The organism is Halomonas sp. PAMB 3264 (assembly GCF_031954245.1).
Taxonomy (GTDB): Bacteria; Pseudomonadota; Gammaproteobacteria; order Pseudomonadales; family Halomonadaceae; genus Vreelandella.
In genome coordinates this window covers 1,952,071-1,965,340 of record NZ_CP134866.1, presented here as the reverse complement: position 1 = coordinate 1,965,340, position 13,270 = coordinate 1,952,071, and the positions used below count along the sequence as shown (strand labels likewise).

At 62.6% G+C, this 13,270-nt stretch carries 11 protein-coding genes; 7 read left to right on the top strand and 4 right to left on the bottom strand.

Going from position 1 to position 13,270, the window contains the following annotated elements; translation table 11 throughout:
• Positions 1-23 precede the first annotated feature (23 nt).
• The 4 genes from RN347_RS08845 to RN347_RS08830 all read left to right on the top strand — a co-directional run bounded on the left by RN347_RS08845 (position 24) and on the right by RN347_RS08830 (position 3,210).
• Entirely contained in the window at positions 24-797 is a 774-nt protein-coding gene (locus RN347_RS08845) for a M48 family metallopeptidase (protein ID WP_409335799.1), read from the top strand.
• 143 nt (positions 798-940) lie between these two features.
• Entirely contained in the window at positions 941-2,239 is a 1,299-nt protein-coding gene (locus RN347_RS08840) for a S8 family serine peptidase (RefSeq protein WP_311957935.1), read from the top strand.
• A gap of 70 nt (positions 2,240-2,309) precedes the next feature.
• Positions 2,310-2,549: a hypothetical protein gene (locus tag RN347_RS08835; RefSeq protein ID WP_311957934.1), complete on the top strand. Its 240-nt coding sequence runs from the start codon at positions 2,310-2,312 to the stop codon at positions 2,547-2,549.
• A gap of 37 nt (positions 2,550-2,586) precedes the next feature.
• Positions 2,587-3,210, top strand: a complete 624-nt coding sequence (locus tag RN347_RS08830) for an NUDIX hydrolase (protein ID WP_311957933.1) — start codon at positions 2,587-2,589, stop codon at positions 3,208-3,210.
• Between the two features lie 99 nt (positions 3,211-3,309).
• On the opposite strand, the gene RN347_RS08825 is transcribed toward RN347_RS08830, so the two are convergent.
• Positions 3,310-4,737 (bottom strand): M20 family metallopeptidase, encoded by a 1,428-nt coding sequence (locus tag RN347_RS08825; protein WP_311957932.1) that lies wholly within the window; start codon positions 4,735-4,737, stop codon positions 3,310-3,312.
• 168 nt (positions 4,738-4,905) lie between these two features.
• Here RN347_RS08825 and RN347_RS08820 point away from each other — a divergent pair, with 168 nt between their 5' ends.
• Positions 4,906-5,841: a LysR family transcriptional regulator gene (locus tag RN347_RS08820; protein WP_311957931.1), complete on the top strand. Its 936-nt coding sequence runs from the start codon at positions 4,906-4,908 to the stop codon at positions 5,839-5,841.
• 35 nt (positions 5,842-5,876) lie between these two features.
• Here the strand turns inward: RN347_RS08820 and RN347_RS08815 are convergent, their stop codons facing one another.
• A complete protein-coding gene (locus RN347_RS08815; protein ID WP_311957930.1) occupies positions 5,877-7,307 on the bottom strand; it encodes a YfcC family protein in 1,431 nt (476 codons plus the stop codon).
• A 419-nt stretch (positions 7,308-7,726) separates the two neighbouring features.
• Here RN347_RS08815 and RN347_RS08810 point away from each other — a divergent pair, with 419 nt between their 5' ends.
• Positions 7,727-9,052, top strand: coding sequence for a DUF945 family protein (locus tag RN347_RS08810; RefSeq protein ID WP_311957929.1), 1,326 nt, complete (start codon positions 7,727-7,729; stop codon positions 9,050-9,052).
• Between the two features lie 202 nt (positions 9,053-9,254).
• On the opposite strand, the gene RN347_RS08805 is transcribed toward RN347_RS08810, so the two are convergent.
• Positions 9,255-11,195 carry a DNA topoisomerase III gene (locus RN347_RS08805; protein ID WP_311957928.1) on the bottom strand — a complete coding sequence of 647 codons (1,941 nt, stop codon included), beginning with the start codon at positions 11,193-11,195 and terminating at the stop codon, positions 9,255-9,257.
• Between the two features lie 111 nt (positions 11,196-11,306).
• Between RN347_RS08805 and RN347_RS08800 the strand changes: the two genes are divergently transcribed.
• A complete protein-coding gene (locus tag RN347_RS08800) occupies positions 11,307-12,566 on the top strand; it encodes an AarF/ABC1/UbiB kinase family protein (protein WP_311957927.1) in 1,260 nt (419 codons plus the stop codon).
• A gap of 4 nt (positions 12,567-12,570) precedes the next feature.
• On the opposite strand, the gene RN347_RS08795 is transcribed toward RN347_RS08800, so the two are convergent.
• Positions 12,571-13,164, bottom strand: coding sequence for a GNAT family N-acetyltransferase (locus RN347_RS08795; RefSeq protein ID WP_311957926.1), 594 nt, complete (start codon positions 13,162-13,164; stop codon positions 12,571-12,573).
• Positions 13,165-13,270: the final 106 nt, after the last annotated feature.

The window sequence follows — 13,270 nt, the reverse complement described above, 5'->3', positions numbered from 1 at the left end:
GGAAGTGCGTTTTAGGCGCGCCGCTGCTGGCAATTGTGGTGCTACTGGCCGGCTGCGATGAAACGCCGACCGGACGCTCGCGGCTGGCGCTGGTACCGCAGACCCTGATGGCGCAGATGGGGCAGGACTCTTTCGAGCAGCTGCAAAAAACCAATCGCTTGAGCCAGAACGAGTCGGCCAATCGGCTCGTGCAGTGCGTAGCGCGCCACGTCGTGGCGGGCGCCGAAGCCAGCTACCCCGATCTCGTGTTTCCCGACCGCTGGGAGGTCGTGGTGTTCGAGGAGGCCTCGCCCAACGCCTTCGCGCTGCCCGGCGGACGTATCGGCGTGCACAGCGGTTTGCTCAACGTGGCCGAGACGCCGAGCCAGCTGGCCACCGTCATCGCTCACGAGGTCGCCCACGTGCTGGCCGATCACGGCAACGAGCGTTTGACGCAGGAGCTGGGTATCAAGGCGGGGCTTTTGGTGGTGGGCATGCTCGGGGAAGGGGAGCTGGGTCAGCAGCAGCTCATGCAGGCGCTGGGCATCGGGGCCCAGCTCGGAATTACGCTGCCGTTTAGCCGCACGCACGAGCAAGAGGCCGACCGCATGGGGCTGATCATCATGGCTCGTGCCGGGTTCGACCCGAGTGAAAGCGTTGCCCTTTGGCGTAACATGGCTAGAGCCGGTGGCGACCAGCCGCCGGAGCTTCTTTCCACGCACCCGGCACACCAATCACGTATTAGCGCGCTGGAGCAACAGCAGGAAGCGACCCAACGCGTTTACCGGTCGGTAACCCACGCCCAGTGCCCAGGTTAAGGCACGTATCGGCCAGCCGGGCGCTCGGCGCTGGCGAAGCCGCGTGAGTGCGTTACGCTGAAAGCAGCGCGGCTTGGCGTTCGCTGTAGCGCCGGTTCGGGCCGCTCGAATGCCCACTATAGATTCAGTCAGAAGGTGCCAGGATGGCCAACGATTCCCACCCCAATAGTCACACACCCAGTGCCGCGCCGCTTCGCTCCGTCGCCTGTGGCTCGCATCGGCTATTGATGGCCGCGGTCGAGCGCGACAGCGGCTGTCTGGAAACCGGGCGGTATCTGATCAGTTTTCGCGACGGAATGCTCGATGAGGGCATCGAAGCGCTAAAAGCGTGCCAGTTCAGGGTAGCGGATGCCCGAGACTTCGACGGTCAGGCAGTCAATCTGGAAGAGGCCGGCGACGCCGAAGCGATGATCTTCCCGGAACTTGGCGTGGTATTGATCGGCGGTGATGCGTTGGAAAGTCGCGGTATGAGTATTCATGACGACGCCTTTAAATGCCCTGCCATCGAGATCATCGAGCCCGAGTACTTCGCCTTTGCGGAGAACTCCGAGTATCTGCGCGGTTTCCTGAGTGCCGCCAACGCCATCGCGCGAGACCTGGGCGGAGATCGATCCGAGTGCGATGAGGACGCCCCGATCAACAACGATATTACCTGGGGGCTTGCGCGCTGTAAGGTGGCCCAAAGCCGATTCACCGGGGCGGGCATCAAGGTGGCGGTGTTGGACTCCGGCATGGATCTGAATCATCCGGATTTCACTGGCCGTGCGGTCGAAAGCCGCTCGTTTGTCGGTGAGCCGGTGCAGGACATGAATGGTCATGGTACCCACTGTATCGGCACCGCGACGGGCCCGCGAAACGCCGCGGGCAAAACCCCGGGCTATGGCGTGGCGTTCGAGGCGGCCATTTTCGCGGGCAAGGTGCTGACCAACGCCGGCGGCAGCACCGGCGGCAGCGTACTGGCCGGCATGAACTGGGCGGTGGCGAATCGCTGCGAGGTGATTTCGATGTCGTTGGGTAGCCAAAGCCCGGTACAGACGGCCTACACCCGGGCAGGCGCGGCGGCGCTCGAAAAAGGGTGTCTGGTGATCGCGGCATCCGGCAACGACAATGCCCCGACCGGTGCTCCGGCAAATTCGCCGACCATCTTCTCGGTCGGCTCGCTCGACCCAAACCTTGCGCGCTCGAACTTTTCCAACGTTGGCAAGGTCGAGATCGCCGCCCCCGGGCGTGATGTGTTTTCCGCCTGGCCGCGGCCGGTCAATTACAAGAGCATCAGTGGCACCAGCATGGCCACGCCCCACGTGGCCGGTTGCGCCGCCCTCTGGGCGCAGTCGGACGCCTCGCTGCGCGGTGCGAGCCTGTGGCAGCGGCTTATAGCGTCGGCCCAATCGCTGCCCCTAAGCGAGGAGCAGGTCGGTGCCGGGCTGGTTCAGGCGCCTTGAATCATGGCCACCGCCGGTGCAAGGCGCCTGAATAACAGCGCCTTGCGCCGGCCATCAACGGAGAGTCATCGTGGCAAGAATCGAGCTTTGGATCGTCACCGTTGCCAGCGGCTGCTCGATCGGTGAACTCGCCGACCGGCTTGGCCGAGAAGGCTTGACCGTGCGCGAGCTGATGGAGGAGATCGGCTGTATTACCGGCGAGGCCGATAGCGCCACCGCTGAGCGCATCCGGCATATCGATGGCGTAGAAGATATCGCGCCTGACATTCCTTTCGAACTTGGCCCAATGGATAGCGACACTCGCCGATAGACCGCTTTTACAAGGAAACTTTATAAGGAAACACCGCATGACTCACGATTGGCTCGCCTTTGCCAAGTCGCTTCGTTCCATCGCCCAAACCGGCCAGACCTACACCACCAACAAGTACGAGCTCGAGCGCTACCGCCAGCTCGAAACGCTGACCAATCAAATGTTCGCGGTGCTGGGCGACGTACCCGTGGAGAAGATCGAAAACCTGATCATTCCGGACAAGGGCTACGCCACGCCCAAGGTGGATGTGCGCGGCGCAGTGTTCGATGAGCACGGCCGGGTGCTGTTGGTGCGGGAGATCAAGGATGGCCTTTGGACGCTGCCCGGCGGCTGGGCGGACATCAACGAAAGCCCGAGTGAAGGCGTATTGAAGGAGATTTTTGAGGAGTCCGGCTACCGGGCAAGCCATCCGCGACTCGCCATGCTCAAGGACCGGAGCCTTCACCCGTACGCCTACTACTCGCCGGACCACATCTACAAGCTGTTTTACGTTTGCACGCTGGAAGGCGGCGCGTTCGTGGCCAACAACGAAACCGACGCCGCGGACTTCTTCGCCCTCGACGATCTGCCGCCGCTCTCCGAAGGCCGCACGCTGCCCATCGATATTCACGAGTGCTGGGCTTTTGCGGCCTCCAACGCGCCGGGGATCTATAGCGATTAAGCGCTGCGACCGCGCCAGCGCTTTTTTTGATGACCGCCTTTGATCGTCCTGAACGTTACCGCTACGCCGGTTGCCCAGAGCGCGGTCTTGTTCAGGGCGCTAAACGGTGGCTTTCTTGAAATCCATCTTCGTTTGGGCCTCGCCCAAGTCCCAGAAGAGCCCCGCCGCCATGACAAGCCCTTCCCGAACGATGCTTTCCAGCAGGTGCTCGTTCGGGGCGTGCTGATTGCACGCCGGGTAGGAGTGGGGCAGCCAGACCGTGGGAAGGCCCAGCACGTCGGAAAAGCAGTGATTGGGGATCGTGCCGCCCAGATTGGGTAGAATGTGAACCTGGTCGTCGAGGCTTTGCTCGGCGGATGCGGCGACAAAGCCAACCCAGGGGTGGCTCGGGTCCAGGCGGGTCGCGGCGTAGCCGCCCAGCATCTCGAGGGCAATATCCTCGAAGCCCAGGCGGTCCAGATGCTGTCGCAGGTTGGTCTCGGCGGCCTGCCAATCGGTGCCTTTGACAAAGCGAAGCTGAAGCACGGCCTCGGCGCGCTCAGGTACCGCGCCGACGGGCTTGTCGGTGCGCCCGGCGCTAAGCCCCAGAATTTCGAGCGTGTTGGCACCATAAAGCCGCTCGCCGTCGGTGAGCGATGCCTCCCCCCAGGCCGGGTTGATCATCGGGTCCATGGCGCCACCGCCCACCGGCAAGTCGCGAATCAGCCGCGCGACGTCTTCACTGATCGCCGGTGCCTTGAGAAAGTCGACGAGCACTTCGCCGCGTTGGGAAACGAGTGTGGCCAGAGCGTTACTCAGTACCGCCGCCGGGTTAGTGATCACGCCGCCCCAATTGCCGGAATGGCGCCCGCCGTTGCCGGTATCAAGCGTCAGCTTGAGCTGCAACACCCCGCGAGAGCCGAGAAACAGGGTGGGCATGTCGTCGCGAATGCGCGGGCCGTCAGAGGCAAGAAACAGATCCGATGACAGCGCGTCGCGGTAGAGCCGGCAGGTCTCTTCGAGCCCGGGCGAGCCGATCTCTTCGCTCATTTCGAACAGCATCTTCACGTTGTAGCCAAGCGTGCCGCCGCGCGCCTCGATCACTGCTTCGAGGGCGGCGAGGTTAACGCTATGCTGACCCTTGTTGTCCGCGGTGCCGCGCCCGTACACACGGCCATCGACGAAGGTGAGCGTCCAGGGGTCGATACCGTCGCTCCAGGTACTCTCCTGACCATCGGTGACATCGCCGTGGCCGTAAAGCAGCAGTGTCGGCAACGACACATCCTCGATACGCTCACCGATCAAAAGCGGCGGCAGGCCCTCTTTTGGGTTGGGGATGCGCCGGCAGGTGAAGCCAAGCCGGCCCAACAGCGGCTCGATCTCATCGTCCAGGTACGCCGACAGCGTTGCTCTGCACTCCGCGTCCTGGCTCACCGTGCGCAGGGCAACGCGGCGTGCCAATGTGTCGTAAAACTCGCCGCTGGAGAGCGTTTCAAGCGCCAGGTCGATGGCGTGTTGTCGGTTGGCATGCGCGGTTGCGGTCGTCATGAAGCCCTCGTCGTGCGGTTAAAGTGAATGGTTTGAGCGTATCGTTTGCCCTGATTTGCGGCAATCAATAAAATATCAATTGAGCTTTCTATTTTTTGCAAACAAAGAGCGCCGGTCTGGCGCGCTTTCTACTGCGACTGCCTTGCAACGGGACACCCGAGGATCGCCATGCAGGAACTCAACTTGCGGTACTTTCAAAGCGTGGCGAGAACCGGGTCGCTGTCGGCGGCGGCGGGGGAGCTTCACGTGGCGGTGTCGGCGGTCAGCCGTCAGATCACCAATCTGGAGCAGCGTCTAGAGCTCAAACTGTTCAATCGTCAGCCGCGGGGTATGGTGCTGACCGAGGCGGGCAGACTGCTTCAGGCCTATGCGCTTCGCAACCAGCTGGAGCTCGACAGCGTGGTCGAGCAGATGCGCGGGGCAACGGCCCGGCAGCGCCAGACCATCCGCGTGGCCTGCCCGGACGGCATGGCCTGGCACTGTCTGCCCAGCGTTATTGCCCGCTTTGTTATCGATCATCCGGAAATCGGTTTCGATATCGAGGTCGTCGAGTCCGCTCGTGCCTCTGAGCTCGTCAAACAGGGTAGCGTGGATATCGCGCTGACGTTCAGCCTGTCGGTGGATATCGGCGTGCAGGTGGTGTCGAGCTACAGCGCCGCGATCGGCGCACTGATGAGAAACGATCACCCGCTGGCGGTTTTTGAGGCGCTGGAGATGAAGGATCTGGCCGACTACCCGCTGACCGTGTCGGACACCGGGTCGACGGTGCGTTATCTGTTCGACGTGGCGTGCAGCCTCTCCGGTGTAACGCTTCACCCGCGCATCACCTGTAACACGTTGGGCGTGACGTACACCGCGGTCAGCGAGCATTCGAACATGGTGGGTCTTTGCAGCGCGATGTCGGTCAGTGGGCGCGTGCAACAGGCAGGGCTTGTTCACATTCCGTTCAAGGAGCCTCAACTGGCCCAGCGCAGCCTGCAGGTGCAGGTGATGGCAGATCGCCTTTTGCCCGAGCACACCGAGCGGTTTTTGGACACGCTCAGCGCAGCGCTGAGCGAGGCAGAAAAAACCGCCTTCGCCGGAAAGGGCGAAGGCGGTAAGTGATCAATCAGGCGCTCAAGCCCTCAAGCCCTCAAGCCCTAGAAAGGACCGTAGTTGATCGCCACGGCCACGCCGACGAAGAGCGCACCGGTGACGATCCAGAGCAGCACCAGCGGCAGCACGAACCTGAACCACTCCACGTACGAGACCCGGGCGATGGCCAGACACGCCATCAGCGTACCGGAAAGCGGGGTAACGATATTGGTCACCGCATCGCCGAGCTTGAAGGTGATGAAGGTGGCCTGGCGCGTCACTTCGAGCATGTCCCCGATCGGCACCATGATCGGCATGACGATGGCTGCCTGACCGGTACCCGAGGTAATCAGCCCGTTGAACAGCAGGTTGAAGCCGTACAGAAGTTCCATGGCCATTACCTTGCCGTGGCCATCGAGCGAGGTGGCCACGCTGTGCACGATGGTATCGATCAGCTGTGCCTGGCGCAGCAGCACGATCACCGCGGCTGCCACGCCGACCACCAGCGCCCCGTAAAGTACATCACCCGCGCCACTCATCAGCCGCTTGATGAAGTCGTTGGGCGAAATTCTCGCGATGCAGGCCGTCGCCACGCCCATCATCAAAAAAGTGGCGGAGAGCTGCGGGATGCTCCAGCCGTAGTTGAACGCGCCAAAGATAAAGAGCCCGAAACCAAAGACGAACAGTCCAAGCACCAGCTTGTGGGTCAGGGTAAAGGCCGTGATCTCGCCCGGCTCTCGGCCAGCCTGAGCATCTGCGAAGGCCTCGGCTCCCATGACGCTGGCCGTCGGATCCTGCTTGATGCGTTTAGCGTAGCGGCAGATGTAAGCGGCGGTGATTCCCAAAAACACCACAAAGATGGCGCCGCGGTAGACAAAGCCGGAAAACAGCGGAAGCTCGGCGATGGTTTGCCCGGTCACCGTCACGGTGGGGTCGAACACGCCTGCGCCAAAGCCCGCGTAGGAGCCCAAAAAGATGATGGCGACGCCCACCACCGGGTCGAGCTTCATCGAACGCGCCAAAAAGAGCCCGATGGGAATGAACGCGATCGCCAGGTTCGCGCCCACGCCCACCGAGGCGAGCGTGGCGAACGTGCCACAAAAGATCCAGATCAGCACGTTCTGGCGGCCTTTGGCCATCGCGATCAAACGGTGAATACCGGCGCTGATCGCCCCGGTGGTTTCGATGACCTTGAGCACGCCGCCCACGATCAAAATCAGAAATACCAGCGTCGACGCCGCCACCAGCCCGTTGTGCATGGCGGTGAAAAGGTCCATTACGCTGAGCGAATCCCCGGTGATATAGCGAAAGCTCTCGGTATCGACCTGGGTCAGCCCGTTTTCGACCGTTCGTTCGTAGGTGCCGGCGGGCACGATGTAGGACGCGATCAGTACCAGCACCATGAAACCGAACAGGATAATGAATACATCCGGCATGGCGCGCTTTTTCTTCACCGGCTGCGCGTCCGCCTCGATAGAATTCGGCGTCTCTTTCATCGTTCTCTCCGCTTTGAGCGTTATGGTTTTAGTGAGAAAGCGTGCGGGTGGGGTTTGTCATCACTAGCGGCAGGCGGGCGCGGCAACGTTTAAAACGAGCTCGCGATCAACAAGAGGCGGCGGCCGCTTTTAGTGACGTTACCCGGCGGCCCGTGCAAACAGCGGAAAACCCTTCAGGTCGTTATCGAAATAAAACTACCAGGGAAGCCAAACGGCGGCAATTGTGTATTTATCAAAGCGCCTTTCTGTTTTGAGCAAGCTAATGGCGCCCGTCGGATGAGCGCCGCTGATTTTTTATTGAAACAATAATCATTATTAAATTAAGCTCGACGGCTTTTTAAATTATTTTTTAAACCCTAATTTTTTAAACCCTAATTTTTTAAACCCTGTTCTTTTAAACCCTATAGAAGGAGCGCGGCATGGCCGTTAGTTCGAAAGCGCTAGTGATCGTGGGCGCCGTGGTCGTGGTGGGCGCGGGGGGCTATCTCGGCGCTCAGGCGATCGTGGGCAATGAAGTGGAAAAATCGCTGAACCAGGCGTTCGAGCGCATCGACGCCTCGCCTGGCTGGCGCGTCACGGACATCGAGATCGACCGCTCGCTTTTCGAAACCAACGCGCGTGCCACGCTCGGCGCCGTCGGTTTCGAAGACGCCACCGCCGCGCTCGATCTGCACGTGGATCACGGCGTGCTCAAAAGCCCGGTGACCGGCACTCTGCACCCGAGCGAGGCACTTTTCGAAGGCGATATCGACATCGATATGGTCGCCTCCTGGAGCGGGGCCGAGGGCCAGCTCACCGCCGATACGCTGGGCTTCAAGGAGTTCGACGGCGAGGCCACCGGCGTGGTCATGGCGCTCGATATCGAGGACGACACACGCTGGCACGTCGATACGCGCATCGAGGCACTCGGGTTTACCTACGTCGATGGCTCGGTCGTGCGCCTCACCACGCCGCGTTTCGAAATGGATACCCGCGGCGATGAAGGCAGCGAGGTGGTGCAGCGACTCGAGCTTCCCCGCGCAGAAATTGCGACCCAAGGGCTCAACATCTATTTGGACGACGTCGTGTTTGATGCCCTGACGCAGCCCTCCGCCGAACTCGACGACAACCCCCGGCGGGTCGATCAAGCCGGCACCTTCAAAGTGGCAGATGTCGGCGTTGACGGGACATCGATGGGCAGCCTATCGATGGAGATCGCCGCCGAGCGCTGGGACATGCAAGCGTTTCAGGACTATAACGAAGCTTTTGCCATGCTGAGTGCCCAGAACTATCGTCGCGAGCGAGACCCGGCAAGCTTCGACGAGGCGCGCTACCGCGAGTCGCTGACTCAAGCAATCGACAACGGCTACACGGTGTTGGCCAGCAGCCCCGCAGTCAGTATCGACCCGCTGGACGCCCATATCGTCGTGCCGGCGCTGAATCTCGATTTTAAACCGCAGCTGAAGATCGACATGGGCTTCGACGGTGAGAATCTCTCGAAAGAGGCGCTTTTTAGTCTCGCCCGCCATACCGATACGCCGGCACGCGAGCTCATCACACCTCAAAATGCCCCCATGAGCGAAGCCCAGGCCAACGCCTACTTCAGTGAGCGCGTCCATTTCGAGGCCAGCATGGTCACCCCGCCGGAAGCGGTGATGGATGAGCTTCCGCTGATGGCACGCTTTTTGATCGACGCCGAGCGTGAGCAACAAACGCTCAAGTGGGAGCAGGGCCAGCTGACCCTCAACGGGGAGACGCTGTTTTAGGGGGGCCATTCCCTCCGCTGTTTACCCCGTTGGCCCCCGCTGCGGTGAGACCTGTATCGCCGGTGGGGGGCATCGTGCCCAAGTCCTTTAGCGTTGAGCTTGGCGATCTTTTTATACCGTTATCTTAGGCTGGCTAAAAAACACTAGCCAACTTGATGGAATATTCAGAAAATCGAGTTTTATTTAGTGTCAGAAATCGGTATCAGGATTTACGGGTCGTCTTTCTGGCGGTGGTGCTTTTACGCCGAGGCGTACTTTTCGATCCCGTGCCGCTCTTTCGCGTTCTTGTCGTGCGTTTTACCGGGGCGGCGGTTTCGCCCTGGGCCGTTTGCAGGCTCGAACGCAGCCGGCCAGCATCGCTTTGCTTCAAGAGCCCGTGCAGGTCTTCGATCAGCGCCTGTTGAAAGGCGGGGGCGCTGTCGCTTTGCTCGGCGATGGCGCTTAGCCGCTGCTCCCAAAGCGCGGTGCGCTCTGGGGTGCTCACCGCGTTGGGTAGGGCGCTGATCAGCGCGGTGCCCAAGCGGGTTGCGCGCAGTGCCTTTTGCTTGCGCACGAGATAGCCGCGCTGCACCAGCGTTTCGATGATGCCGGCGCGGGTCGCCTCGGTGCCCAGGCCATCGGTGTCGCGAAGCGTGCGGCGCACCTCAGGATCCTCCACGTAGCGCCCGATATTCATCATCGCCTTGATCATGCTGGCGTCCGTAAAAGGCTCCGGCGGGCGAGTCTCTTTCTCCTCCACGCCGGCATTCAGCGCCCGGCAGGGCTCGTTTTGCGTCAGCGGTGGCAGCGGCGGCGCGTCCTCTTTGGTGGTGAACAGCGGCTTCCAGCCGGGGGCGAGCACGCTCTGACCCCGGGCGCGAAAGGCCTCGTTCAAGAGGTGAAACTCCGCCTTGACCTCGAAGGTTCTCAGCACCGGATAAAATTGCGCCATCACGTTGCGCACGATCAGGCGAAACACCTGGTCGTCGATGTTGGAAAGCGCCGAGAAGTCGGCGGGCTTGCCCGTTGGGGCCAGGGCGTGGTGAGCGCCGACCTGCTTGTCGTTCCAGGCTTTCGAGCGCAGCGAAAAATCCGCGCCGGCAAGCCACCCGGCGAGCGTTTCATCGTTTCGACAGGCACCCGCCAAACTCTTTTGAGCGAGCGGCAGATGCTCTTCGGGCAGGTAGCGACAGTCCGAGCGCGGGTAGGTGATCAGTTTGTGCTGCTCGTAAAGGCGCTGGCACACGTCGAGCACCGTCTGCGCGGAGAGCCCAAAGCGGCGCGCGGCGTCAACCTGAAGGGCCGAAAGCGAGTAGGGCAGCGGCGCGTTCTGGCGCTTCTCGCTTTGTTCGAGTTTGGCAAGCCGACCCTCGGCACCGGGGAGTTTTGCTGCCAGCGTATCCGCCGGGGCGCGCTCGAGTAGCCGGCCCTGGTCGTCCAGCGGCTGGCGCTCGCCGGGTACCCACCAGGCACGAAGCTGGCCTTGTGCCACCTGGAGATCCACCCAGAGCGGGTAGAATGGGTAGGGCGCAAAGTCGCGAATGGCGTTGTCGCGGCGCACGATCAGCCCGAGCACCGGCGTCTGTACCCGCCCCACCGAGAGTACGCCGTCATGACCTGCCTGGCGGCCGGTGAGCGTCCAGGCGCGGGTCAGGTTGATCCCGTAAAGCCAGTCCGCCCGGGAGCGCGCCTGGGCGGCCTGAAAGAGCGGCTGGAACTCGGCGTTGCTCTTGAGTCTCGAGAGCGCGCGGGTCACCGCCGGGCGGTTCAGGTCGCTGATGAGAAGGCGCGATACCGGCCCGCGGTAGTTCAGGTACTCGATCACCTCCTGCACCAGAAGCTGGCCTTCGCGGTCCGGATCGCCGGCGTGCACGACTTCACTTGCCCGCTTGATCAGCTTGCGGATCACGGCGAGCTGGCCGCGGGCCTTTGCGCGCGGCGCCAGTTTCCAGGTGCCGGGCACGATTGGCAGCCGGTCCAGGCGCCACTGCTTGTCGGCGGGGTCATACACTTCTGGGGCGGCCTGCTCGAGAAGGTGGCCCAAACACCAGGTCACGGTGGTGTCGCCGCAGGCGATGGCGCCGTCCAGGCGCTGGCCACTGCCCGGCAGCGCATCGGCGATGGCCCGGGCCAGGCTGGGTTTTTCGGCGATAATCAAGCGCATGCCGGCGTTACCTTAACGAGTCGTGAAATTGCGCCTATGGTAACAGAGGGGATGAATAAGGCGCAGCGCGCGGAAAGCACGCTTGGACACATTGACCAATGAGGAAAACCGATGCGCGATCGCGGACGAACACGGCGTTTGATGGGCCTTGGCGCCCGCACCGGCGGGGCGATGCTGAAGACCCGGCTGGGCGGTCAGGCGGATTGGCGCGCGCTGGGCGAGGCACTGTTCGAGGGGCTCTCGGAACTCAAGGGCCCGGCCATGAAGATGGCGCAGATGATGTCGCAGTGGGACGATCTGTTGCCGCCGGACCTTGCCGAAGAACTTGCCCGCCTGCAGCGTCAGGCCGAGCCGATGCCCTGGCCGCGCATTCGTGAAGCGCTGGTGCTGCAGTACGGCGACCTGGACACCCATTTTCGCGAGATCGAAGAGCGCCCCTTCGCCAGCGCCTCCATGGGCCAGGTGCACAAGGCCATCACCCGCGATGGCGAAACCGTCGTGCTCAAGGTTCAGTACCCGGGCCTTTCAGCGGTGCTCGAAAGCGACCTGGCGCAGCTTAGGCGCATCCTGCGCCTGGGGCGCTGGTTCAAGGTGCCCCAGGCGCGGCTGGATGCGATGTTCGAGGAGCTCGCCGCCGGGCTTCGCGACGAGCTCGACTATCAGGCCGAGGCCCGAGCGCTCGCGCGCTACCGGGCGCGCTATGCCCATGATCCGCGGCTGGTCATACCCGAGCCGCTGATGGCGCTTTCCGGTACCCACGTGCTCGCCATGCGCTTCGTTGGCGGCACGCCGCTGCGTGAACTCGAAAGCATGGAGGATGCTACGCGCCAAAAGGTAGCGCAGACGCTGGCGGACTGGATCACCGAGGAGCTTTTCACCTTTGGCGAGCTGCACGCCGACCCCCACGCCGGTAATTTCGCCGCCGACGCCCAGGGACGGCTGATCATTTACGATTTCGGCGCGGTGATTCCGGTACCTGAAGATCGGCTCATGGCGATGATGGCGCTGTTAAAGGCAACGCTTGAGAAGGATGCGATGGCCATGGACGAGGCGCTGCGCGAGATGGGCGGCCGCCAGGGCCAGGGCGCGCCGCTGACGCTTTACCGCGAAGCCGCCGAGTGCGTGGCCCCGCTGTTCGCGCCCGGCGAGCAGGACTTCGGCGATGTGCGCGTGCATCGGCGCCTGCGTGAGCTTTCGCCCAAGGTATGGGGCGCGATGGATCGGCTGCAGCCGCCGGCGGATACGCTGCTGCTGTCGCGGGCGCTCAACGGCCACTATTGGAATTTGGTGCGCCTGGAGGCGCGCCTCGATATGCACGCGCGCGTCACGCCGCTTCTGGATTGGGCCGGCTTCGCGCCGCCCGAGCGGTAAGCCGTTAGTCCAGCGCCTTGAGCCAGAACACAAGCGGCTTCTCGGTCTCTTCACGCTCGCCGATATCCTTCCAGGCAAAGCGCGCGGCAAGCGAGGCCTGGCGGCGATAGCCAAGACGCTCCCAAAAGCCGTGCAGCGGCTGGTAGCCCTCGGGTTTGGCCGGGTGGTGGGGGGAGCGCTCCACGGCACAGAAGGCCGCGGTATCGAACCCTTGAGCCCTGGCGTGCTTTTCGCGTTCGGCCATGAACGCCTTGCCAAGCCCCTGACCTCGGTATTCGTGCAGCAGTACCGACTCGCCGTAGTAGAACACCCCGGCCGGGTCGATGCCTGCGGCTTCGAAAGGGGCGCGGAATTCGGCGACTTCATTGGCCAGCGGCTGGCCCGTGGAGGCGCCGACCAGGGTGTGGCCATCGAAAGCAAGCACGAACAGGCTCATTGGGTTCTGCGCGTAGCGGTCCAGATACTCGGCCTCATAGGCCAGGTCGCCGTCGTACAGGTAGGGGTAATCGGCAAAAACGCGAATGCGCAGGCGGGCGAGCGCTTCGAGGTGCGGTGTGATCGCCAGCCCCTGGCAGATGGCGAGTGAAACGGTGGTCATCGCGGCTCCGAAAATGGTCAACGTCAAGCGTGCGTGGCGGTAAGCCCGTCGAACAGTAACAGCCACTTCTCGCCGCGCCAATCCTTCTGCGAGAAGCCCTTGGGGC